The sequence below is a fragment of the Enterococcus sp. AMC1251 genome (genome assembly GCF_058216535.1).
Genome location: NZ_CM177098.1, coordinates 3435430 through 3457428, shown reverse-complemented (window position 1 = coordinate 3457428; position 21999 = coordinate 3435430). Strand labels below are relative to the sequence as shown.

At 35.8% G+C, this 21999-nt stretch carries 16 protein-coding genes, 1 rRNA gene and 1 other annotated feature; of the genes, 12 read left to right on the top strand and 5 right to left on the bottom strand.

Features of this window, described 5'->3' with window-relative positions; all coding sequences use genetic code 11:
* Window positions 1-10 precede the first annotated feature (10 nt).
* The 7 genes from AC4BBR_RS16345 (at window position 11) to AC4BBR_RS16315 (ending at window position 8486) form a co-directional block, all read left to right on the top strand.
* The gene (locus tag AC4BBR_RS16345; RefSeq protein ID WP_490460512.1) at window positions 11-772 is read left to right on the top strand and encodes a ParA family protein; all 762 of its coding nucleotides are present in this window, start codon (window positions 11-13) and stop codon (window positions 770-772) included.
* Window positions 765-1658: a ParB/RepB/Spo0J family partition protein gene (locus tag AC4BBR_RS16340; protein WP_490460511.1), complete on the top strand. Its 894-nt coding sequence runs from the start codon at window positions 765-767 to the stop codon at window positions 1656-1658. The genes AC4BBR_RS16345 and AC4BBR_RS16340 overlap by 8 nt, the downstream gene beginning before the upstream one ends.
* A 1038-nt stretch (window positions 1659-2696) precedes the next feature.
* A complete protein-coding gene (locus AC4BBR_RS16335) occupies window positions 2697-3524 on the top strand; it encodes a helix-turn-helix domain-containing protein (protein WP_490460510.1) in 828 nt (275 codons plus the stop codon).
* A gap of 35 nt (window positions 3525-3559) precedes the next feature.
* Window positions 3560-4333, top strand: coding sequence for a hypothetical protein (locus AC4BBR_RS16330; protein WP_490460509.1), 774 nt, complete (start codon window positions 3560-3562; stop codon window positions 4331-4333).
* A 17-nt stretch (window positions 4334-4350) separates the two neighbouring features.
* Window positions 4351-5481, top strand: a complete 1131-nt coding sequence (locus AC4BBR_RS16325) for a CCDC34 family protein (protein ID WP_490460508.1) — start codon at window positions 4351-4353, stop codon at window positions 5479-5481.
* Between the two features lie 306 nt (window positions 5482-5787).
* Complete coding sequence (locus AC4BBR_RS16320) at window positions 5788-7008, top strand: hypothetical protein (protein ID WP_490460507.1); 1221 nt, start codon at window positions 5788-5790, stop codon at window positions 7006-7008.
* Between the two features lie 374 nt (window positions 7009-7382).
* Entirely contained in the window at window positions 7383-8486 is a 1104-nt protein-coding gene (locus AC4BBR_RS16315; protein ID WP_490460506.1) for a tyrosine-type recombinase/integrase, read from the top strand.
* Between the two features lie 377 nt (window positions 8487-8863).
* Here the strand turns inward: AC4BBR_RS16315 and AC4BBR_RS16310 are convergent, their stop codons facing one another.
* Window positions 8864-10372 (bottom strand): helix-turn-helix domain-containing protein, encoded by a 1509-nt coding sequence (locus AC4BBR_RS16310; protein WP_490460505.1) that lies wholly within the window; start codon window positions 10370-10372, stop codon window positions 8864-8866.
* A gap of 272 nt (window positions 10373-10644) precedes the next feature.
* Between AC4BBR_RS16310 and AC4BBR_RS16305 the strand changes: the two genes are divergently transcribed.
* From AC4BBR_RS16305 to guaB, 4 genes are all read left to right on the top strand, one after another.
* Window positions 10645-10842: a DUF951 domain-containing protein gene (locus AC4BBR_RS16305; protein ID WP_010770224.1), complete on the top strand. Its 198-nt coding sequence runs from the start codon at window positions 10645-10647 to the stop codon at window positions 10840-10842.
* 3 nt (window positions 10843-10845) lie between these two features.
* Window positions 10846-11946 (top strand): redox-regulated ATPase YchF, encoded by a 1101-nt coding sequence (gene ychF, locus AC4BBR_RS16300; protein WP_490460504.1) that lies wholly within the window; start codon window positions 10846-10848, stop codon window positions 11944-11946.
* A gap of 108 nt (window positions 11947-12054) precedes the next feature.
* Window positions 12055-12738 (top strand): DUF1129 domain-containing protein, encoded by a 684-nt coding sequence (locus tag AC4BBR_RS16295; protein WP_490460503.1) that lies wholly within the window; start codon window positions 12055-12057, stop codon window positions 12736-12738.
* Window positions 12739-13181: 443 nt separating this feature from the next.
* Entirely contained in the window at window positions 13182-14666 is a 1485-nt protein-coding gene (gene guaB, locus AC4BBR_RS16290) for an IMP dehydrogenase (protein ID WP_490460502.1), read from the top strand.
* Window positions 14667-14721: 55 nt separating this feature from the next.
* Here the strand turns inward: guaB and AC4BBR_RS16285 are convergent, their stop codons facing one another.
* The 4 genes from AC4BBR_RS16285 to croR all read right to left on the bottom strand — a co-directional run bounded on the left by AC4BBR_RS16285 (window position 14722) and on the right by croR (window position 19762).
* Window positions 14722-16215 (bottom strand): polysaccharide deacetylase family protein, encoded by a 1494-nt coding sequence (locus tag AC4BBR_RS16285; protein ID WP_490460501.1) that lies wholly within the window; start codon window positions 16213-16215, stop codon window positions 14722-14724.
* A 96-nt stretch (window positions 16216-16311) separates the two neighbouring features.
* The gene (gene serS, locus AC4BBR_RS16280) at window positions 16312-17583 is read right to left on the bottom strand and encodes a serine--tRNA ligase (RefSeq protein WP_490460500.1); all 1272 of its coding nucleotides are present in this window, start codon (window positions 17581-17583) and stop codon (window positions 16312-16314) included.
* Between the two features lie 98 nt (window positions 17584-17681).
* Window positions 17682-17893: a binding site (T-box leader), on the bottom strand.
* Window positions 17894-17931: 38 nt separating this feature from the next.
* Window positions 17932-19083: a sensor histidine kinase CroS gene (croS, locus tag AC4BBR_RS16275; RefSeq protein ID WP_490460499.1), complete on the bottom strand. Its 1152-nt coding sequence runs from the start codon at window positions 19081-19083 to the stop codon at window positions 17932-17934.
* Complete coding sequence (gene croR, locus AC4BBR_RS16270; protein ID WP_490460498.1) at window positions 19073-19762, bottom strand: response regulator transcription factor CroR; 690 nt, start codon at window positions 19760-19762, stop codon at window positions 19073-19075. The genes croS and croR overlap by 11 nt, the downstream gene beginning before the upstream one ends.
* A 655-nt stretch (window positions 19763-20417) precedes the next feature.
* On the opposite strand from croR, the gene AC4BBR_RS16265 reads away from it, so the two are divergent.
* Window positions 20418-21978: ribosomal RNA gene (locus AC4BBR_RS16265) — 16S ribosomal RNA — on the top strand.
* Window positions 21979-21999 lie beyond the last annotated feature (21 nt).

Genomic DNA, 21999 nt, shown 5'->3' with positions numbered 1-21999 from the left:
AGGGACACAAATGGCACGAATAATTTCTGTAGCGAATCAAAAAGGTGGTGTTGGTAAGACAACGACCACTGTGAATCTAGGTGCTTGCCTTGCTTATTATGGTAAGAAAGTTTTGCTAATCGATATTGATGCTCAAGGAAATGCGACAAGTGGTATCGGCGTACGTAAACCAGATGTTGCAACGGATGTTTATGATGTATTAGTGAATGAAGAACCAATCAAAAATGTGATCCAGCAAACTTCTAGAGAAAATTTAGATATCGTTCCTGCAACGATTCAGCTTGCTGGAGCGGAAATTGAATTGACTTCAATGATGGCTAGAGAGTCTCGCTTAAAAGCAGCGATAGAAGAAATTAATGATAGTTATGATTTTGTTTTGATTGATTGTCCTCCTTCTTTAGGTCATTTAACGATCAATGCATTTACAGCGAGTGATTCGATTTTGATTCCTGTACAATGTGAATATTATGCATTAGAAGGTTTGAGCCAGCTGTTAAATACGATTCGTCTCGTCCAAAAACATTTTAATCCTGATTTACGCATCGAAGGTGTGCTGTTGACAATGTATGATGCACGAACAAATTTAGGCGCTGAGGTTGTAGAAGAAGTCCGCAAATACTTCCGCGAAAAAGTCTATGACACGATTATCCCTAGAAATGTTCGTTTGTCCGAAGCACCAAGTCATGGGTTATCGATTATTGATTATGATCCCCGTTCACGTGGTGCCGAAGTGTACCAAGCACTAGCAAAGGAAGTGTTGGATAATGAGTAAAGGAAAAGGTTTAGGTAGAGGTATTGACGCATTGTTTCAGGATTTTGCTAGTTTGGAAGATGTAGATGTTCAAAAAGAAGAAGTACTTGAAATTCCTTTAAATGAACTTCGTCCGAATCCTTATCAGCCAAGAAAAACATTTGATGAAGCTTCTCTTCAGGAATTGGCAAACTCAATTCAGCAATCAGGTGTCTTTCAACCGATCATTGTCAGAAAATCAGCTGTTAAAGGATACGAAATCATTGCTGGTGAAAGACGTTTTCGCGCTTCAAAATTAGCAGAGAAAGAAACCATCCCAGCGATTGTTCGAGAATTTGACGAAGAAGCAATGATGCAAGTTGCCGTTTTAGAAAACTTGCAGCGTGAAGATTTAAATCCGCTGGAAGAAGCAGAAGCCTATGATATGCTGATGAAAAACTTGAAGTTAACACAAGTAGAAGTCGCAGAACGTTTAGGAAAAAGCCGTCCATACATTGCAAATTATCTACGTTTGTTAACATTACCAACACAAGTTAAAGAGATGGTTCAAGGTGAAACCTTATCAATGGGGCAAGCCAGAACATTGCTTGGTTTAAAAGACAAAGACGTGATTTTAACTTTAGCCAAACGAGTGATAGAAGAAAACTTAACGGTTCGTCAGTTAGAACAAATTGTTAATGATTTAAATGAAAACCAAGGCAAAAAAGCACCTAAGAAAGAAAAGAAAAATATTAAAGATAAACCTTATTACATTCGTGAGAGTGAAGATCGTTTAATGGATAAATTTGGTACGACTGTCGCGATTCAAGAAAAAGAAGGCAAAGGGAAAATCGAGATCGAGTACCTTTCGCAGTCAGATTTAGCTAGAATTTTAGATATTTTAAACATTCATTTTGATGAAGCTTGATTAATCAGATAAAAAGCGTAAAGCGAAACTTCTTTTAGTTTCGCTTTACGCTTTTTTGTATAGGTATATATTTTTTTATTAAATTTTATATTTGTCTCATTTTGCTGATCATAAAAACTTATATTTAAAAATAACATATTTTTCTTATTTTTATGTAGAATAAGAAAAATCTATAATTGTCTAAATTAAACCCAATGAATATTGTTTATAAAAGGTACTTTAGTCAATTAACCTATACTATGAGTATACAATAAAGAATTTGGGTGTGTCAATGAGGAATAAAAAAATAACAATATATTTAATTTATGTATATTCCAGCTGATAAAAGCAACAAGACCTCTTTTAACGCTAAAACTTTGATAAATAAAGGTTAATGTAGACTACTTCCTTTTTGTAGTTCATGATAAATAGTAACTCGAAATAAAATTACTTATTTTTTTACGCCGTCAAATGAACCGTCAAATATAATATTTTAGACTCACTGGTATCCAGTGATATAGTTGAAAGAAAAATCTGATTAAATTAGTCATGTTTTTTCAAATTTGCTAACTTTCGTCAGAATCTCATAAGAAAGTAGTTAAGTGTAATAGTATTTTAAGTGAGACTGAATATAAATAAATACGTGTGAGAAAAAAAGCAAAAAATCACTTTTATTTCACCACTTAAACACGAATAAATGAAGGAAGCAGGAGAAGCACTTTCGAAAATAAGCTTCTATCTCAGCCTTTTCGAATTTATAAAAACAATACAAGTTTGTTTATTCAAAAAAATCATTATTTTTAAGATATTTTTTCCTGTTATTACTTAATAGACCGTCGTTTAGCCGTCAACAATAGAATATAAACATTTGTATATACTGCATTTATAATCATTTTTTCTTATTCTACATAAGAATAGGAAATTCCTAGTTTTTAATAGTTACAGTTTTAAGCAGCGCATGAGTTAAAACTCTGTATCACATTCAACTGTCTAAGGAATTTTATCAAACAATAAATGGTTGGAATTTACTATATAAAAATTAAGAGGAGGATTTTCTTTATGAGGAAAAAAATTATTATATTGACAGACACACTGAGTGCAAATGGACTGTTGCAAAACAGTTTATTGAATATGGATTATGAAATAATGGTTTCAAAAGATATATTGACTCAACCAAAAGATAAAGAGTTCTATTTTCTGCAAAACTTTGATCTTATTATTTATCAACAGTCTATGTATAGCAGTTTGAAAGAGTCGTTTCTAGATAACTTATCACTGCTGAACAAGCCAATAGTTGTGTTAACGTTTGAATCAGAACAAGTCAGTAAATCTAAGTATCTGAACAATACTAATGTAAGCTTTGTTCGTTATCCAATATCTGTCACTGCTCTAGCAAGCAAATTGTCGACTATTTTTGAGGAGAATGCTAACTTTAAAGGCAAAAATAGCCAAGAAAAAGCAGTAGATTCTTCTATGAACGGTGAAGGATCTTTTCGAAAAACAACATCGTCTTCCAATTTAGTTAAGGTGAAAAAACAATATTTTTTCCAACTTAAAGATCGCACGTTAATTATCGATAACTGGTTGATTCCATTGACTAAAAAGGAACATCAGGTGTTAGAACATTTCATTGAGTCTGATCAAAGTGTTTTTTCAAGTCAGGCGTTATGTGAAGCGATTTGGACAAATGCCAATCAAAAAAATAAACAGGCTCTATTGAGTAATCTGATTAATCGCATCAAGCAAAAGATAATGGAAAAAACATCGATTTTTGATCCATTTATTCTAAATAAAAAAGGGATAGGCTATTATTTGAATAAGGAGTTTGTGGCACTAGACGAACAAAATGATGAAAAAATTGGAGAACTTCTGGTAGGTAGTGTCTAACTTAAGCAAGATATGTAAGAAGGGAAGCGAGAGAATTGGCGATATTTAATAAAAAAAAGCAAAAAAAAAAGAATCATGACGATTATGAAGAATACTACGATGAGTATGAAGAATTTGACGATTATGAAGAATACGATGATAAATCTGAGGAACAGTCATATGAGCCACCTCCAAAAAGCCGTCCAGAAAATTCAACTAAAAGAGAGCGTTTGGAAAATACTATGAGAGAACAAGAGCAAGAAGAACAAGCAACAGTAATTGAACACTTAAATAAAGAAAATCAGCAATTTCAAAAAGAAATGCATCGCCAAAAAACAATGGCAGAACGCTTAAAGGCAGAGGTTGAGAACAAACAGCAAGAAATTGATCAATTAACGATGCGTTTGACAAGTTCATCTAAGTTTAAAGAAAGGATCCTTTCACTAGAAGAGCAAGTCAGACAATCGGAAGAATTGAGGGTTCAATTAGACGAACAATTATTAGACGAACGAAACAAAAGTGTAGAGACGGAAAGGCAACTTCGTCAACAAGATCAAATGAAAAATCAAATTGCTGAAGTTTTGATGGAAGCAAAAGAAAAAGCAAAGCAAATCATAGAACATGCAACCATTGAAGCTGATCGAACAGTAGAAGCCGCAAGACATGAAACTAAAAAAGCAGTTTCGGAAGCTTCGATTGAGTTAAAGATGATCAATCAGGAAGCAGCAAATTATCATACGAGAATTCTTCGCTTGCAGAGCGAAACGAATGTTCTGATGGAGGATCTGTTAAACAAATCCAGCCGACTAGCTGACCAATCGCTAGATTAAAGGAAGGGGATTAAGAAGTGGTTTACCAAAATATTATGGTTGACATTTATCAAGCTGCTTCTCCAGCAGTAGGCGAGCGTCTTTTTGACGATGACATGTTGCGGGATATCTATTATATTTGCGAAGAGATTTTTCAAAAGAAAAATAAAAGAATTCCCTATCCTCAAAAAGAAGTGGAAGAATATTTTGAAGAATTTCATACTATAATTTCTTTTTTTAAACATGTAGAGATTACTTTAGATTTTGTAGATCTTGACTGGTCTGCTTTGCTGGATGAGCTGATTCATACATTTCCACAAATTGCCTGGATTGGTGGTTCTAAAGAAAAAGAGGACAATCGGGTTATTTATTATATTGATTTTGTACCTATTGCCTATAGTGAAACTGGATTTCCTTTCATAGTCAATCTACTGCAGTCGTTAGATCAGCAGCTATCTGATGAGAGTAACAATGTATTGACATTATTTATTTGTGAAATTGAAAGGCTTGTAGCTAGGTTTATTAAACCTTTTAGAGCGTCTAATTTCAATCTAGAAACAGAAGTAGAGGTTGTAAAACGCAATGGCAATGATGATAGTTCAAACTATTTGATTAAAATGGAAGAAGCTGTCAGTAGAGAACGATATGCAAAAGAAAGAATGCGGCTTGCAAATAAGAAATTAGAAGTTGTAATCGATCAAATGGAGCGGCAAAATCTAAACAGAGCTATGAAAGAATTAAGTCAATCAAATAGTGATGAAAATGAAAATTGGGATCAAATAATAAAAGTTGATCTAAGGGAATATTCTCAACTGATACAAAAAGCTAAGTTTTTGGAACAGTCTTGGATGATGAATAAAGAATTAATGACAAAATCAGAAAAGATGACAATTTCGGACAATCAATTGACTTATGAAAGAGAACAGGTAAGAAGCTTCAAAGATTCAGTTTCTACAAATGAGATTTACTTGATTTTAGATGAGTGTAAATTAATTGAATCCAGAGTGAAAATCAAGAAGAAATTTTGGTTTCGTCAACCCCATGTGCGGATGATGAAGATGGATTATGACAGCATATTGAATAAAGCAGCTTATTTTGATCTTATACAAGGAGAAAACTACTTGCTAGAACAGGTTGTGCTAACAGAGGAGTCCATCGATGACGACTAAAATAGTTTTTTTTGAACATTTATGATGAGTAGCATGAGTTTGTTTAAAGAAGCCAAAAGGATTGGGAATAGTCGGCTTTTCCCGTCCACCACTACATAATATTGTTAAATATCAACTAGGAAAAAATAGTATCGCTAAGTTAGCTGAAATATGCTTACCAGTAGTTTAAAGAGTAAATTTATTGAGACATAGCTTTGCAAATTACATTTTTTATCTTCTAAAAAAGAGAGAATAAAATAGGTTGATTAATCATTTTAAATCATGAAAATTTGACGTACAGTATAGAGATTTTAGGAGTTGGAGGATATGAACGAAATTGAACAAAATACTCAAAAAAAGAGAAAAAAAATAATAAAAAAGTACATTCTCCATCAAAAAGTTAACCCAAGACTTTTAGGCGTAGAACTTATCAACAATCACATAGTTACACCACTCGAAGCTTATCTATCATGCAAATTGATCTTCAAAAAAGATGTTCGCTCGTTGAAGGAACTCGAGCAGATCGCAAACAAAATATACGAAAATTGGATTGAAAATAATGAAGAATTACTTATTAAAAAAATCAATGTTTATACATTATCTACATATATCGTATTAACGTTTACCATTGGGTTTTACGAAGAAACACAGATAAAACATCTGCGAGGGTTAAAAGAGTATGTCAAAGAACTCATCGAAACATACGGTGAGTTGATCAAGCAGGAAAAAGAAGCTGGATATAAGAAAAAAGAAGAAGAAATTTATGATGTTTTAGAAAAATTCAGTCAGTTAACTACGAAGATGGAGGTCTTAGAAGATCGGCTCATGAAAAGTGAATCAATCGTATTAGATTCCGGAGAATTATTAAAAACTGAGCTTATGAAGGTAAGCCAAACAATTAAAGAACAGATGAGTCAAATAGAATATAACAAAAAAAATAGTCAAAACTATTCTGAAAACAAAGAACAAGTACTGAAGGAAACAATACGTCACACAAAGAAAAAGCTTATCAATAAAGAAGAATTTCAAGTACGTAAGTATATCCTTGATCGATCAAAAACACGTCCAGTAACGCTAAAAATAAAAAATTGGACATCGGATCAGTTAAAAAAAAAGATAGTGAGAGCAATTCCAGATCGCACTAAAAAATACACTTTAACCAGATATGTATCCAAACTTGAATTAGACATCCTAATGTGGTTTACCGAAAATAAAGAATTGACTAAAAAGCGACTGATACCCAAAAAACAATTATTAATTTTAAAAGCAAAAGTAGAGTTTATTGACTATTTGTGGATGTTGCTAGAGTTAGAAGGAAGAGATGAAATCATCATTGCTGACAAGCTAAGTTGTAGAGCGCTGATCGAAGAGTTGGGTCCATTTATGGAACATGTCGAAAAAGTTGCTGTAGGACCGACAATTTTTAATTACTGGTTGTACTGTTCGCAAGAGATATTAGTAAAACTAGAAGGATATGCAGCATTGAAAGATTTTTTGAGCAGTTTTTTAAGACTAAGCAACAAAGCTCTAGTCAATGAAGAGCGATGATTAATAGGTTGATTTGAAGAAAAAAAGGAGAGGGGTAGAAGAAACTAAAATAGTTTCAGATGTATAAGACCGCTTTCTTTTTTCTCGAATATTATATGAATAGTATTTGTATAACAAATAAATTAGATAGATTACTTCCAAAATTTTTCTTCTTTAGTGGAATTTTTGAAAGGAAGTAAAAAAATTTTTAATGCATACTTGGTTAAGAAAACTGAACGTATTGTAAAGTCTTGTCTGAGCGTATGTGGGAATGGAAATAAGATACATTGATTTTCGATAAATGATTATCTATTTTGTAAAAATAACATAGAACATTTAGAGGTTTGTAGTGAGTTCATTTTCTCAAATTAAATGAATTAGAAAGGATCTTAATTATGGCAAGAAGAGGAGAAAATATCTATAAAAGAAAAGATGGCCGTTGGGAAGGTCGATACATAAAAGGTAGGCAACAAAATGGGAAAATTCACTATGGCTATATATATGGCTATAAGTACTCAGAGGTAAAGCACCAACTTATCTTGAAGAAATACGAAAAACAGACGAGCAGCAATCAAAACGCGCTTCTGTATGAAGGGAGATTACTAGATTGGACAAATTACTGGTTAGAGACATTTGTTCGTCCGAAAGTAAAAAGCAGTACATATGCTAGCTATAAAAATAAACTGGACGTCCATGTATTATCAAGCATGGGTTCAATTAAGTTGCAAAAGCTGGAACAATCAGATATTGATTCGCTGCTAAAAAAGATGGATGAAACACTGAAAGCAAGTTCGATCAGGTCAGTATTTGCAGTATTGAAAAATTGTTTGAGCAAGGCAGTTTCCTTAAATTTACTGGTAGAAAATCCATGTAGGGGATTGGAACTTCCAAAGATAAGAAGAAGACCAGTGCAAGCTTTATCCATTAAGGACCAGGCTAAATTAGTCAAAGAGATCAATACAAACCAGAAATTTTTTTCTATTATGATTGCTTTACAGACAGGACTACGAATAGGAGAAATTTGTGGGCTAAAATGGGATGATATTGACTTTGAAAACAATACACTAGGTGTTAATAGAACGATACTTAGAATTCAGACGAAAGACAGCGCTGGAAGAAAAACAGAGATTGTGGAAGTCACACCTAAAAGTGATAACTCACAACGAAAAATCCCGATTAATAAATCTCTAAAGAAAAATTTGTTGGAACTTCAAAAAGTATCGACGAGTGATTACGTTATTTCGAACAAGCACAAGGCATTAGAACCTAGAACGATTGCTTATCGTTTTCAAATCATTCGTAAAAAGATTGGCTTAGAAAGTTTTTCTTTCCATTCGTTAAGACATACTTTTGCTACCCGTTGTTTGGAAGCTGGTGGGAATATTGCGACAATAAGTTCATTGTTGGGACACTCATCAACAAAAATGACACTAGATTGTTATACAAATTCATTTTTTTCGGAAGAACGCCAGTTGGTAGAAAAACTTGTTTTTATTTAATGAAAAATCAAGAGGAAGAAACTAGGACATAACTCTACGAGTCACATCCCAGCCTCAAGGAATCTGAATAAACGATTGAAAAGTAACTACTACACTTCGCTTCGATCACATCCAATTCTAAATGCTAAAGTACTAAGATTTGAAGACTGTGGAAATAAGATGAAATTGTTGTAAAACGCAGCGAATGAAATGAACTGAAGGTGCTCAATACCTACTCGGTCACAAAAATTTGAAAAACCCCAGCTAGGAATTATTAAACATCGAAATTGAAAATTACGTGATTTTTGTCATTTTCGTGAAAATCCTTTTATTTCTCGGAGTTAGATTCTTCTGTCCCAACAGCCTCTTCAGATATTCAGAAAAAGTAAATAGCTTAGTTAATTAGAGGAATAAATCTCATGCAGCAATTGATCAAGATCAAAGATGTCTTTTTTTTCATTGTAATGGGTCAAAAAGAAAAAATAGGTCCCTCTTTTTTTTAGATAAGAACAATCTACATTACTAATAATCAGATCATAAAATTGGTTTGGGGCTAGAGGTTCTGCTTGAGCAAAAGTAGTTAATCCAACATAGTTGATCCATAGGGTTGTAAATTGTTTTTTGTATAATAAATCACCTTCAATAAATACGCCAACAGAAATTTTTGTTTTGACACATTCTTCATAGAAACGGAAGGCATGGGTGTATTTTGTAATAAGAACGGTATCATGAATGTTATCTACAAAAATTACCGGGTATTTTTCTTTTAGATAATCAACAAAATGATAGATAGTCTTAGAATGCCTAGTTTTTTCTTGTCTGGGATAATCTAGTTTCCAATAATAGTCAATATATCCTTTAAATATTAAATGGCGATAGCCGATAGAATTCAAATAATAATGAAGGCTTGCACTATGAGAATTGCTTAAACAAGTATTTGGATAACAGGTTTTCATAAAATTAAAAAATTCTTTATTTAGAGTCCGTATAAAAAATCTACTATATTTTTCAATTAAACTTAGTTCGTTTAAGCAGGGAGAATTAGCGGGAATGATTTCCTCGCCAAGCATGAAGAGAAGTAATAAGACAGTTTCATTAGGAAGCATTTTAAACGAGTAATAAACTAAAAATAACTCAAGCGTTTCATTAATTTTTTTGAATAAGTGAGAATTTTTAAGTGCATTTACAAATCTTTTTTGACTGCTAATATCTGATTTGTTATTGAAAAAAGGTTCTTGTTCACTGTAATCGTAGATATTTTTTTGCGCATTTCTTCTTTTTAATAGACTTAAATAGATGATAAGTTTTTTTCGTGCCAAGGCGGAAAAGGGACTGTCTAAGATTTGTTGGATAATATTGACTGTTTCATAAATTCTAGGATCAACGTTTGGGGCTTCTAATTGTTGCTTAGGATCTGTGACAATGTAAAGAGAGACGTAAAAAAAACGAATTTGTAATTCAGAACCTAGTAGAGAGCCATTTTGGATAGATAGGTCAAACTCATCCAACAAAATGTTTAATTCGTTAATTTTCCTAAAGTAGGTGGAGTGACTGATTCCAATTTTTTCACATAAACGATTGACATCAATCGTTCCACAAAGCAGTAATTCTGCTAAAATTGTATATTTTGGTGCAAGGATAATTAATTCATTATACAAAGTATGCAGAGAGTAGTCAGGTTTGGTTTGAAAGACAATTATTTGTTTATTTACATCAATAGAAAAGCGATCATTTGATTTTTTTGCTAAGGTTATCAGTTCTTCGATTAGTTTTGATAAAAAGTATCCTCCTATGTCTAGATGCTGTAAAAGTTCCTTTTTTGTTGCAGTACCACCAACGTTACTCAGATAGATCAATAAGTCAATTTGATAAACTTCTAATTTTTCTAGTAAGTCAAATTTTCTCATATGTAAAACTCCTTTTAATGTCAGTAACAGGCTAGAGGGGATTGTTCCAGCCTAATTCTTGCAGTGACATGTCCATTATTATCCAACATAAATACAGTAAATACAATAGTATTTAAAAGGATTCATTAGTGTATTTTTTTGGTAAAGATACAAATCAACTGAATCAGCAAAATAGCTTTGCTTGATTGCTCAAAAAATGGTATTGTATCTTTGTATGTTTATGTCTTATTGCAAGAATATTGACAACTATTTTTAGAAGGGATATGTCTGTAATGTATGAACTTGGTGATATTGTAGAGATGAAAAAACCCCATGCTTGTCAGGCAAATCGATGGGAAATTATCCGAATGGGTGCCGATATTAAAATAAAATGTACGAACTGCGGTCATATCGTGATGATGACACGCCGTGATTTTGAAAAAAAGATGAAGAAAATTTTGGAAAAAAAACTGATAAAGGATAGTGAATGATCAATGGCATTAACAGCTGGAATTGTAGGTTTACCTAACGTAGGGAAGTCTACCCTTTTTAACGCAATTACAAAAGCAGGAGCAGAAGCAGCAAATTATCCGTTTGCAACAATTGATCCTAATGTGGGGATGGTTGAAGTACCAGATGAGCGCTTGCTGCGTTTAACAGAGTTAGTGAAACCTAAAAAAACAGTACCAACAACGTTTGAGTTTACGGATATCGCTGGAATTGTAAAGGGCGCAAGTAAAGGTGAAGGGTTAGGAAACCAATTTTTAAGCCATATTCGTCAAGTAGATGCTATTTGTCATGTAGTACGCTGTTTTGATGATGATAATATTACCCATGTTGAAGGACGTGTCGATCCGTTAGCAGATATTGATACAATTAATTTGGAATTAGTATTAGCTGATTTAGACTCTATTACAAAACGTTATACACGTGTAGCAAAGATAGCTAAGACAAAAGATAAAGATGCAGTAGCTGAGCTTGCAGTATTGGACAAGCTTAAACCTGTTTTAGAAGAAGGTTTATCGGCTCGAACAATTGAGTTTACGGAAGATGAGCAAAAAATCGTTAAAAGTTTATTTTTATTAACAGCGAAGCCAATTTTATACGTGGCAAACGTTTCAGAAGATGAAGTAGCTGAGTCAGATAACAATCCTTATGTTCAGCAAGTTCGTACTTTTGCTGCAAATGAACAAGCAGAAGTAATTGTTGTTTGTGCACGCGCAGAAGAAGAGATTGCTGAATTAGATGATGAAGACAAAGCTGAATTTTTAGAAGCGCTAGGTATTGAAGAGTCTGGTTTAGATCAATTAATTCGTGCAGCGTATGACCTATTAGGATTAGCAACATATTTTACTGCGGGGGAACAAGAAGTTCGTGCTTGGACTTTCCAAAAAGGAATTAAGGCACCTCAAGCAGCTGGGATCATCCACACTGATTTTGAACGCGGGTTTATTCGGGCTGAGACGGTTTCATTTGACGATTTGAATACGTATGGCAATATGCAAGCAGCGAAAGAAGCTGGCAAAGTTCGTTTAGAAGGAAAAGAATATCTTGTAGAAGATGGCGATGTTATGCTTTTCCGTTTCAATGTATAGGAGTATAGAAAAAAATTGCTAAAAACTGTTTTTCTCCCTAAAAAATGTGTTAGAATACTTTCTAGGTAAAGACTACCCCGTTGGTCACGGGTGAGGAGGACGCAAAAAATGGAATCAGAAGCACTTCGAGACATTGTTTCAGAAAATCGTGAACTTGAACAAAAGTTGACAAAAAGAAACGAACAATACATCTTTGATTTGAAAAAATCTTTGGTTGCTGCTAACCTTTCAGAAGAAGCACAGACACTTGCTTTGCAAGAAATTCTACCTCATTTAGTAGAAGGTCAAAAAAGTGGAAAAACTGCGCGGCAGCTTTTCGGAACAGTGGCTGAACGCACGGAGTCCATCTTAAATAAACCAGAAGAACTTCCGGAATCAACACCAGCATTGATGTGGCTGGACAATACATTGTTATTATTTGGTGTAATGACGATTATATTTTCAGTTATGATGATGTGGTCTAAAGGCAAATCACAGCCATTAGGTCTATTGACATTGGTACTGGCATCCATGGCAGGAGGTTATGTATTTTATTTAATGTATAAATATGTATATCAATATGATCGTCCAGGTATAGATAAATCAAAACGTCCTGGATGGTTCAAAACGGGATTGATCTTAGTTGGAGCGATGCTTTTATGGCTTGTTGTCTTTACGGGTTCTGCAATGTTGCCAGCGGTTATTAATCCTGTATTAGATCCAGTAGTGGTTATCATTATTGGTGGAATTTCTATAGGTACTCGTTACTTATTAAAGAAAAAATACAATATGCGTAGTAGTTTGGCGCGTTAAGGAATAATGTAGAAAAAGAGAGGCTGGGAAGCGTTTAACTTTAGCGTGTCTCATGCATAGAAGTTAATGAGATCGAAACGAAGTGTAGTGGTCATTTCTGCTTCCAATGTCTATTCGCGTTCAGGGTGTGAAACAAAAGTGTATTTCATTTTGTACCACTCCCTTTTTTGGCTTTTTTAGTTATAGATAAATTGCTTATTAGTTTAAAAATGAAAGGGTTCATGTTTGAAAGAAAAGTTTCAGCACGTTACCATAATAATAAGGAATGGAAAGCAAAGAAATAACCGTAGTTATCCTTTTATTTTGATAACAAAAAAATGAGAATATGCTCATGTTTCGAGGGACGAAAAGAAAATCTCTGTAAACAGGGAAATGCGGTTGACTTCTTTTTTATTATCTGTTATTTTCTTATATAAAATTAAGATAGAGGAGTGGTCTGGAAAATGTCTAACTGGGAAACAAAATTCGAGAAAAAAGGTCTTACATTTGATGATGTTTTATTGATTCCAGCAGAGAGTTATGTATTACCCAATGAAGTAGATATGAGTATCCAACTTGCAAAAAATATTAAGTTGAATATTCCTCTAATCAGTGCAAGTATGGATACAGTAACAGATAGTAAAATGGCAATTTCAATGGCTCGACAAGGCGGTTTAGGTGTTATTCATAAAAATATGAGTATCGCCCAACAAGCAGATGAAGTTCGTAAAGTAAAACGCTCTGAAAGTGGCGTGATCATCGATCCATTTTTCTTAACACCAACGAATTTAGTCGCAGATGCTGAAAATCTGATGAGTAAATACCGTATTAGCGGAGTACCCATCGTAGAAACGATGGACAACCGTAAATTAGTTGGCATCATTACGAACCGTGATATGCGATTTGTAACAGATTATCAAATGAAGATCGACGAAGTAATGACAAAAGACAACTTAGTTACTGCCCCAGTTGGTACTTCTCTAAAAGATGCTGAAAAGATTTTACAAAAACATAAAATCGAAAAACTACCGATTGTTGATGAAAACAACCGCTTAAGTGGCTTGATCACAATCAAAGATATTGAAAAAGTAATAGAATTTCCAAATGCAGCAAAAGATGAGCATGGCCGTTTACTAGTCGCTGCGGCAGTTGGCGTGACAAGTGATACATTTGAACGTGCGGAAGCTTTATTAGATGCAGGCGTTGATGCAATCATTATCGATACAGCTCATGGTCATAGTGCAGGTGTGATTCGTAAGATCAAAGAAATTCGTGATACATTCCCAGACGCAACATTAATTGCTGGAAATATCGCAACAGCTGAAGGTGCTAAAGCACTTTATGATGTAGGTGTGGATGTGGTTAAGGTTGGGATCGGACCTGGTTCTATTTGTACAACTCGTGTTGTTGCAGGTGTGGGTGTTCCTCAATTAACAGCTATCTATGATGCGGCTTCTGTTGCGCGTAAATATGGTAAGGCAATTATCGCTGATGGCGGGATCAAGTATTCAGGTGATATCGTGAAAGCTTTAGCTGCTGGTGGACATGCAGTTATGTTAGGTAGTATGTTGGCGGGAACAGATGAATCACCAGGTGAATTTGAAATTTATCAAGGCCGTCGTTTTAAAACATATCGGGGAATGGGTTCGTTAGGCGCAATGGAAAAAGGTTCAAGTGACCGTTATTTCCAAGGCGGTGTCAATGAAGCTAATAAACTAGTTCCAGAAGGTATTGAAGGCCGTGTTGCTTATAAAGGCAGTGTATCAGATATTGTTTTTCAGTTAATTGGTGGATTAAAATCAGGTATGGGATATGTCGGTGCGGCAAACTTAAAACAACTGCGTGAAGAAGCACAGTTCATTCAAATGAGTGGGAATGGATTGAAAGAATCTCATCCTCATGATGTGCAAATTACAAAAGAAGCGCCTAATTACTCTGTAGAACAATAAATCGAGATAAATATAAAAACTTCCGATGTCGCATAGGCATCGGAAGTTTTTATATTTATTGAACGGGACGTTCATCTTTGGAACCATAATACATATGGAGTGGTTTGGCTTTTTTTCCTAATAATTCTTTAGAAGGTAAAATCTCATAACCTTCTCCACGTAAGTGGTCGATCACAGTTGATACAGCATCCACTGTATCTGGATGAATATCATGCATCAAGACGATTGTATCATTGTAAGCTGTATCATCGATACGTTTAATGATCTTTTGTGCGTCATGACTTTGCCAATCTTGCGAATCGACAGACCATTGAATGATCGGTTTACCAATGATTGCTGCTACATCTTTATTTATAGCCCCATAAGGCGGTCTAAAATCAGTTGGGAGTTTGCCGATAGCATGGTAGATGGCTTTGTCTGTATTCTGCACTTCTTCTTTCACTTTTTGTGCGTCGACTCCAGTCAATTGAGGATGTGAATAAGAATGGCTAGCTACTTCATGCCCTTCTACCGCTACTCGTTTAACGAGTGATTCATGTTTTACAACATTTTGCCCAAGCATAAAGAATGTAGCTTTGACGCCTTTTTCTTTTAAGATATCTAAAATTTTAGGTGTTGTTTCAGGGTTTGGACCATCATCAAATGTTAGTGAAATGTACTTTTTATCTGGAGCTAAAGGTTCAGGTAAGGCATCTTTAATAGACGAAGCACCAACAAACTCAGGATTTACGTAGCCAGCAATTTCTTTATAAGACAATGTAATTTCTTTTTTGCTAGTTGGATTTTCTGGTAAGGCTAAACTGATTTTGTCGGAATAATAAGTAAAGGAAGTTCCCTCTAAAGAAATGCTCGGCATGTTGAGAATACCATCGATAATGGCATTTCCGTCTGGGCTTTCAGAGAGTAATTTTTGCTGAATGACTTGCTGAATAGCTAAAACATTCGCTTCACTCATAAAAATATCAAGCAAGCTTAACGGTTTCTTTGTTTTTTGATTAACAAATGCAGTATTTTTCCCCTTTTCAGTTTTCTCGGACCAATCAGCTTTTTTTCGATCCCAAGTATAGGTTTCAACAACGGGTTGATAACCGATCAACTGTTCATTAATTTTTTCAGTTTTCACATAACCGACGAATTTAATTGTAGCTTCTTTAGGACTGTTCCTTTGAGCAGTGGCTATCAAAGCGGTCAACTCGGTTTTGATAGTTGATAATTGAGGAATAAAGTCAGCTGCGACGGGTTCATAAACAAGTGTTTGGATGCTACCATCTATTTTTTCTTGCTCCATAGTCTCAAAGTCTTCTTGATTTTGAGATGTCCGAATTTTTTCTAATAATAAGGCCTCTTTTTGTTTATATTGCCGTTCATCTTCCACTTTGTTTGCTTCATTGGAGTCATGCTGTATAGCGTAGGTTGCATAAACGCCACCGCAGATTAAAATGAATGAAAGTGCGCAAACTGCCGTAAAAGCCATTTTTTTTGAAAAACTACACTTATTTTTTTTGCGCCGACTTTTTCGGGTTCCTCGTGAGTGATTACTTTTGTCCATAACGTTTGATCCTTTTTATTTATAAATTTAATATAAATGTATCATGCTCGTTTAGGACTTTCAACAGCCTTAGAAATAAATTAGTAATTTTTTTATTTATCTAATTAATTTCAAGTTACCCATGTATGGAATCAAAACTTCTGGAATGGTTACTGTTCCGTCTTCATTTTGATAATTTTCTAAGATAGCTGCAACTGTCCGACCTACAGCCAAACCAGACCCATTTAGCGTATGAGCATATTGTACTTTGTCATTTTCATCACGGTAGCGGATCATTGCACGACGAGCTTGAAAATCTTCACAGTTTGAACAAGAACTAATTTCACGATAAGCATTTTGAGCTGGGATCCAGACTTCTAAGTCATACGTTTTTGCAGCAGAGAAGCCCATATCGCCTGTTGCTAGCGACAGGACGCGATAAGGTAAATTCAATTTTTGTAAAATATCTTCTGCATTTGCCGTCATTTTTTCTAATTCTTCATAAGAATGTTCTGCATCACTGAATTTCACCATTTCTACTTTGTTGAATTGATGCAGACGAATCAAGCCTCTCGTATCGCGACCGGCACTTCCAGCTTCAGAACGGAAAGATGGACTAAGTGCTGTAAAATAGATAGGTAAATCTTTACTATCTAAAATTTCGTTATTATAATAGTTTGTCAAAGGAACCTCAGCCGTTGGGATCAATGTCATATCGGTTCCATCTAGTTGAAAAACGTCTTCTTTGAATTTTGGAAATTGACCAGTACCAAACATAGAGTTGCTGTTTACGATATAAGGGGTCATCATTTCGGTATAACCATGGTCATAAACGTGCATATCCAGCATAAAGTTGTACAATGCACGCTCTAATCTGGCACCTAATCCTTTATAGTAGACAAAACGACTTCCAGAGACTTTTGCTCCACGCTCAAAATCAAGAATATCCAGATTTTCTGCTACATCCCAATGAGGTTTCGGTTCAAAAGCAAAATTTCTAGGCTCGCTCCAACGGCGTACTTCAACATTATCGTCTTCATCTGCCCCGATAGGTACTGAATCATGAGGAAGATTCGGTAATGTTGTAGAAATTTCATGAAGTTTTGTATCAATCTCTTCGATTTCAGTGTCCATGGATTTGATCTTGCCACCAACTTCTTTCATTTCAGTAATCTTGGCAGTGGCATCTTCTTTATTTCGTTTTAACTGTGCGATTTCGGCAGAAACATCATTCCGATATTTTTTTAGCTCTTCTGATTTTACTAATAAATTCCGACGGCTTTCATCTAAACGCAAGAATTCTATTAATACCTCTTCCTTTACACCACGGGTTTTCAATTTTGCTTGAACAGCATCAAAATTTTGACGAATCATTTTTACATCTAACATAATTACTCCTCCTTAAGTTTAAAAGCGTGATGGGCTAGACCATGTAGCTAGATAACATTGAAATAAAATAAAAAGCCACTCCATCCCTAGAAAAAATTTCTTGGGACGAAATGACTTGAATTTCGCGGTACCACCCAAGTTCAGCTTAAAGCTGCACTTGTAATACAGATAACGGCTGTGACCGGTTTAACTTATTTCGTTAAACGCAAGGAACAGAGACGGACTTCTTTATAGTAGAATATTTGCTCTCACCACCGCAAACTCTCTTTGATTCAGCACTATAAATACTTTTTCTCTTTGCTTGTCACTAGGATACAAAACTTTTGTTTGGATGTCAACCTTAGTAAATCAATTTCTCTTCAAAGGCAAATGAATAATAAAAGAGGTCCAATGATTATCAGATGTTGCATAGATATATCCTCCATGTAATGCAATAATGCTTTGTGCAATAGCCAAACCAAGACCTGTTCCACCTGTTTCTTGGGAACGTGATTCTTCCACACGGTAGAAACGATCAAATAATTGATCTAAAGATTTTTTTGGAATTGGAGGACCATCGTTTCTAACCGAGATTACAGCTTCTGTCCCAACCTTCTCTACGTCAATGACGATATTTTTCCCACCCTTACCGTATTTAAGTGCATTTGATAGTAGATTGTTGAAGACACGAACTAGTTTTTCTGTGTCACCATCCATTTTTATCGATGGCGGATTAGCATTAACTTGAATCGTCATGTCGTTTTTATCTGCCTCCAGCTCAAAATCAGCAGCAAGTTGTTCAATTAATTGCGCCATATCAAAACTAATCGTATTGATAGGAACTGAGGGCTGACGAACTTTTGTATATTCAAAAAGATCATCAACAAGCAATTTCATTTGTTTCGCTTTTACGTAAGCTGTATGTGTATACTTCAGCAAATCTTCTTCGTTATGAAATTGTCGATCCTCAATCAAACCTAAATAACCTATAATAGAAGTTAAAGGCGTTCTAATATCATGACTAACATTTGTGATCAGTTCGTCTTTTGATTTTTCTATTTTACGTTCGTCCTCAATTGCCGCAACGGTGCTATCAACTAAACCGTTGATACTAGTAACAACTTTTGCTAAATCACCACTTAGCTCAAATGGAATACGGTGGTCGTAATTACCATCAGCAATGTAATGCAACTCACTAATAATGTGGCGCAATTGCATTTGACGATAACGACGAATCAAACGCCAGTACAACACAGCAACGTCCACTATAAAAAAGATAGGAATAACAAATTTACTCAAACTCCAAAATAAATCTGTATTTAGCTCTGTTGCAAAAGCACCTTTAGTTGCCCAGATAATACCTTGTAATGTTTGATTGCCGCTAAGAATAACCGTAATCGAGACATTTAATAGAAGTAACAGGATAATCGTGACGATTCCTTCAGCGAGTAATTCACTAATTTCCTTTGATGTTAAGGTGATTCTTTTTTGTTTTTCAATTTTCTTTTGTCTAACGAGCATCGATCTTATATCCAACTCCCCAAACTGTTTGAATAACTTTTTCTCCACCAGTTGCGTCTTCTATCTTATCTCTCAAGTGACTTACATGAACCATGACTGTTTTTGCAGAAACAATACTTTCTTGTTGCCACACACGTTCAAAAATTTCATCAGCACTAAAAACGCGATTCGGATGACTAGCTAATAGATATAAAATCCCGAATTCCAATGCAGTTAATTGAATTTCTTTTCCTTCGACTGTTTTTACTTCGTGGGAATCCTTGTTAATAATCAACGAGCCTATTTCAAGTACATCAGGTTCATCCGCTTTGAGCTGCATTTGGCTACGTCTTAAGATAGACTTAACGCGAGCCATTACTTCTAATGGATTAAATGGTTTTGTGACGTAGTCATCAGCGCCTGCCACTAAACCTTTAATTTTATCCATATCAGTAGTTTTAGCAGTTAGCATAATAATAGGAATTTGAGATTCTTTGCGTAATTCCTTAACTACTTGCATGCCATCCATAATTGGCATCATGATATCTAAGATAAGTAAATCAACATTTGAAATTGTTCGAATCTTAGATAAAGCTTCTTTTCCATCGTAAGCTTTAACAACTTCATACCCTTCATTGTGAATATAAATACTCAGTAGTTCTACGATCTCTTTATCATCATCAGCAACTAAAATTTTCATATCGTTTATTTCCTCCATAAAATAGTAGAATCCTTCTTTCTTATTCTAACAAAAAAATAGAAAAATTGACAAAAACAAGTAGAAATTACGGGAAACTTAGAAAATGTTATCGAAAATTAAGAAATAGCCGAAAAAACTTACTTTTTCAGTCTAGAAACGAACAATAAAGAACGGAAATGACAAAATAATCGGCAACGTAAAAAAGTTGAAAAAAAGTGCAAATATTAGTTGACCTAAGCTTAGAAACTTGGTATATTATATCTTGTCGCAAGGCACTGATGAAATACGCCGAATGACAAAAGTAGAATAACGTTTCAGGTTCTAAAAAAACTTGAAAAATCAGGAAGAAAGTTGTTGACAAATAACAAACAACCTGATAAACTAATGAAGTTGTCGCAAAACATTCGATAACATCAAGCAGAAAAAAACTTTGAAACTTTTTTTGAAAAAGTGTTGACATCGAATCAGAGATTTGATATGATATAAAAGTTGCTGCGAGGTAACACAGTAGACCTTTGAAAACTGAACAAAGTAAGACGAACCAAATGTGTAGGTTGTTTTTACAACGGTAAAAACAAACAACAATTTTTAACAAAGCGAAGCAATATGCTAGCAACCAAATGAGCTTAACAATCTTCGGATTGTGTTCAACTTTTATTATGAGAGTTTGATCCTGGCTCAGGACGAACGCTGGCGGCGTGCCTAATACATGCAAGTCGAACGCTTCTTTTCTACCGAGTGCTTGCACTCATTTGAAAAGAGGAGTGGCGGACGGGTGAGTAACACGTGGGTAACCTACCCATCAGAGGGGGATAACACTTGGAAACAGGTGCTAATACCGCATAATAGTCAACACCGCATGGTGTAGATTTGAAAGACGCTTTCGGGTGTCACTGATGGATGGACCCGCGGTGCATTAGCTAGTTGGTGAGGTAACGGCTCACCAAGGCCATGATGCATAGCCGACCTGAGAGGGTGATCGGCCACACTGGGACTGAGACACGGCCCAGACTCCTACGGGAGGCAGCAGTAGGGAATCTTCGGCAATGGACGAAAGTCTGACCGAGCAACGCCGCGTGAGTGAAGAAGGTTTTCGGATCGTAAAACTCTGTTGTTAGAGAAGAACAAGTAGGAGAGTAACTGCTCTTGCCTTGACGGTATCTAACCAGAAAGCCACGGCTAACTACGTGCCAGCAGCCGCGGTAATACGTAGGTGGCAAGCGTTGTCCGGATTTATTGGGCGTAAAGCGAGCGCAGGCGGTTTCTTAAGTCTGATGTGAAAGCCCCCGGCTCAACCGGGGAGGGTCATTGGAAACTGGGAGACTTGAGTGCAGAAGAGGAGAGTGGAATTCCATGTGTAGCGGTGAAATGCGTAGATATATGGAGGAACACCAGTGGCGAAGGCGACTCTCTGGTCTGTAACTGACGCTGAGGCTCGAAAGCGTGGGGAGCAAACAGGATTAGATACCCTGGTAGTCCACGCCGTAAACGATGAGTGCTAAGTGTTGGAGGGTTTCCGCCCTTCAGTGCTGCAGCTAACGCATTAAGCACTCCGCCTGGGGAGTACGACCGCAAGGTTGAAACTCAAAGGAATTGACGGGGGCCCGCACAAGCGGTGGAGCATGTGGTTTAATTCGAAGCAACGCGAAGAACCTTACCAGGTCTTGACATCCTTTGACCACTCGAGAGATCGAGCTTTCCCTTCGGGGACAAAGTGACAGGTGGTGCATGGTTGTCGTCAGCTCGTGTCGTGAGATGTTGGGTTAAGTCCCGCAACGAGCGCAACCCTTATTGTTAGTTGCCATCATTCAGTTGGGCACTCTAGCGAGACTGCCGGTGACAAACCGGAGGAAGGTGGGGATGACGTCAAATCATCATGCCCCTTATGACCTGGGCTACACACGTGCTACAATGGGAAGTACAACGAGTCGCTAGACCGCGAGGTCATGCAAATCTCTTAAAGCTTCTCTCAGTTCGGATTGTAGGCTGCAACTCGCCTACATGAAGCCGGAATCGCTAGTAATCGCGGATCAGCACGCCGCGGTGAATACGTTCCCGGGCCTTGTACACACCGCCCGTCACACCACGAAAGTTTGTAACACCCGAAGTCGGTGAGGTAACCCTTGTGGAGCCAGCCGCCTAAGGTGGGATAGATGATTGGGGTGAAGTCGTAACAAGGTAGCCGTATCGGAAGGTGCGGCTGGATCACCTCCTTTCTAAGGAATATTACGGAAACT

Excerpts from the sequence above, each read along its gene's own strand:
- AC4BBR_RS16345 (WP_490460512.1), top strand. The coding sequence starts at position 11 with ATGGCACGAATAATTTCTGTAGCGAATCAAAAAGGTGGTGTTGGTAAG.
- AC4BBR_RS16340 (WP_490460511.1), top strand. The coding sequence starts at position 765 with ATGAGTAAAGGAAAAGGTTTAGGTAGAGGTATTGACGCATTGTTTCAG.
- AC4BBR_RS16335 (WP_490460510.1), top strand. The coding sequence starts at position 2,697 with ATGAGGAAAAAAATTATTATATTGACAGACACACTGAGTGCAAATGGA.
- AC4BBR_RS16320 (WP_490460507.1), top strand. The coding sequence starts at position 5,788 with ATGAACGAAATTGAACAAAATACTCAAAAAAAGAGAAAAAAAATAATA.
- AC4BBR_RS16315 (WP_490460506.1), top strand. The coding sequence starts at position 7,383 with ATGGCAAGAAGAGGAGAAAATATCTATAAAAGAAAAGATGGCCGTTGG.
- AC4BBR_RS16310 (WP_490460505.1), bottom strand. The coding sequence starts at position 10,372 with ATGAGAAAATTTGACTTACTAGAAAAATTAGAAGTTTATCAAATTGAC.
- AC4BBR_RS16305 (WP_010770224.1), top strand. The coding sequence starts at position 10,645 with ATGTATGAACTTGGTGATATTGTAGAGATGAAAAAACCCCATGCTTGT.
- ychF (WP_490460504.1), top strand. The coding sequence starts at position 10,846 with ATGGCATTAACAGCTGGAATTGTAGGTTTACCTAACGTAGGGAAGTCT.
- AC4BBR_RS16295 (WP_490460503.1), top strand. The coding sequence starts at position 12,055 with ATGGAATCAGAAGCACTTCGAGACATTGTTTCAGAAAATCGTGAACTT.
- guaB (WP_490460502.1), top strand. The coding sequence starts at position 13,182 with ATGTCTAACTGGGAAACAAAATTCGAGAAAAAAGGTCTTACATTTGAT.
- AC4BBR_RS16285 (WP_490460501.1), bottom strand. The coding sequence starts at position 16,215 with ATGGACAAAAGTAATCACTCACGAGGAACCCGAAAAAGTCGGCGCAAA.
- serS (WP_490460500.1), bottom strand. The coding sequence starts at position 17,583 with ATGTTAGATGTAAAAATGATTCGTCAAAATTTTGATGCTGTTCAAGCA.
- croS (WP_490460499.1), bottom strand. The coding sequence starts at position 19,083 with ATGCTCGTTAGACAAAAGAAAATTGAAAAACAAAAAAGAATCACCTTA.
- croR (WP_490460498.1), bottom strand. The coding sequence starts at position 19,762 with ATGAAAATTTTAGTTGCTGATGATGATAAAGAGATCGTAGAACTACTG.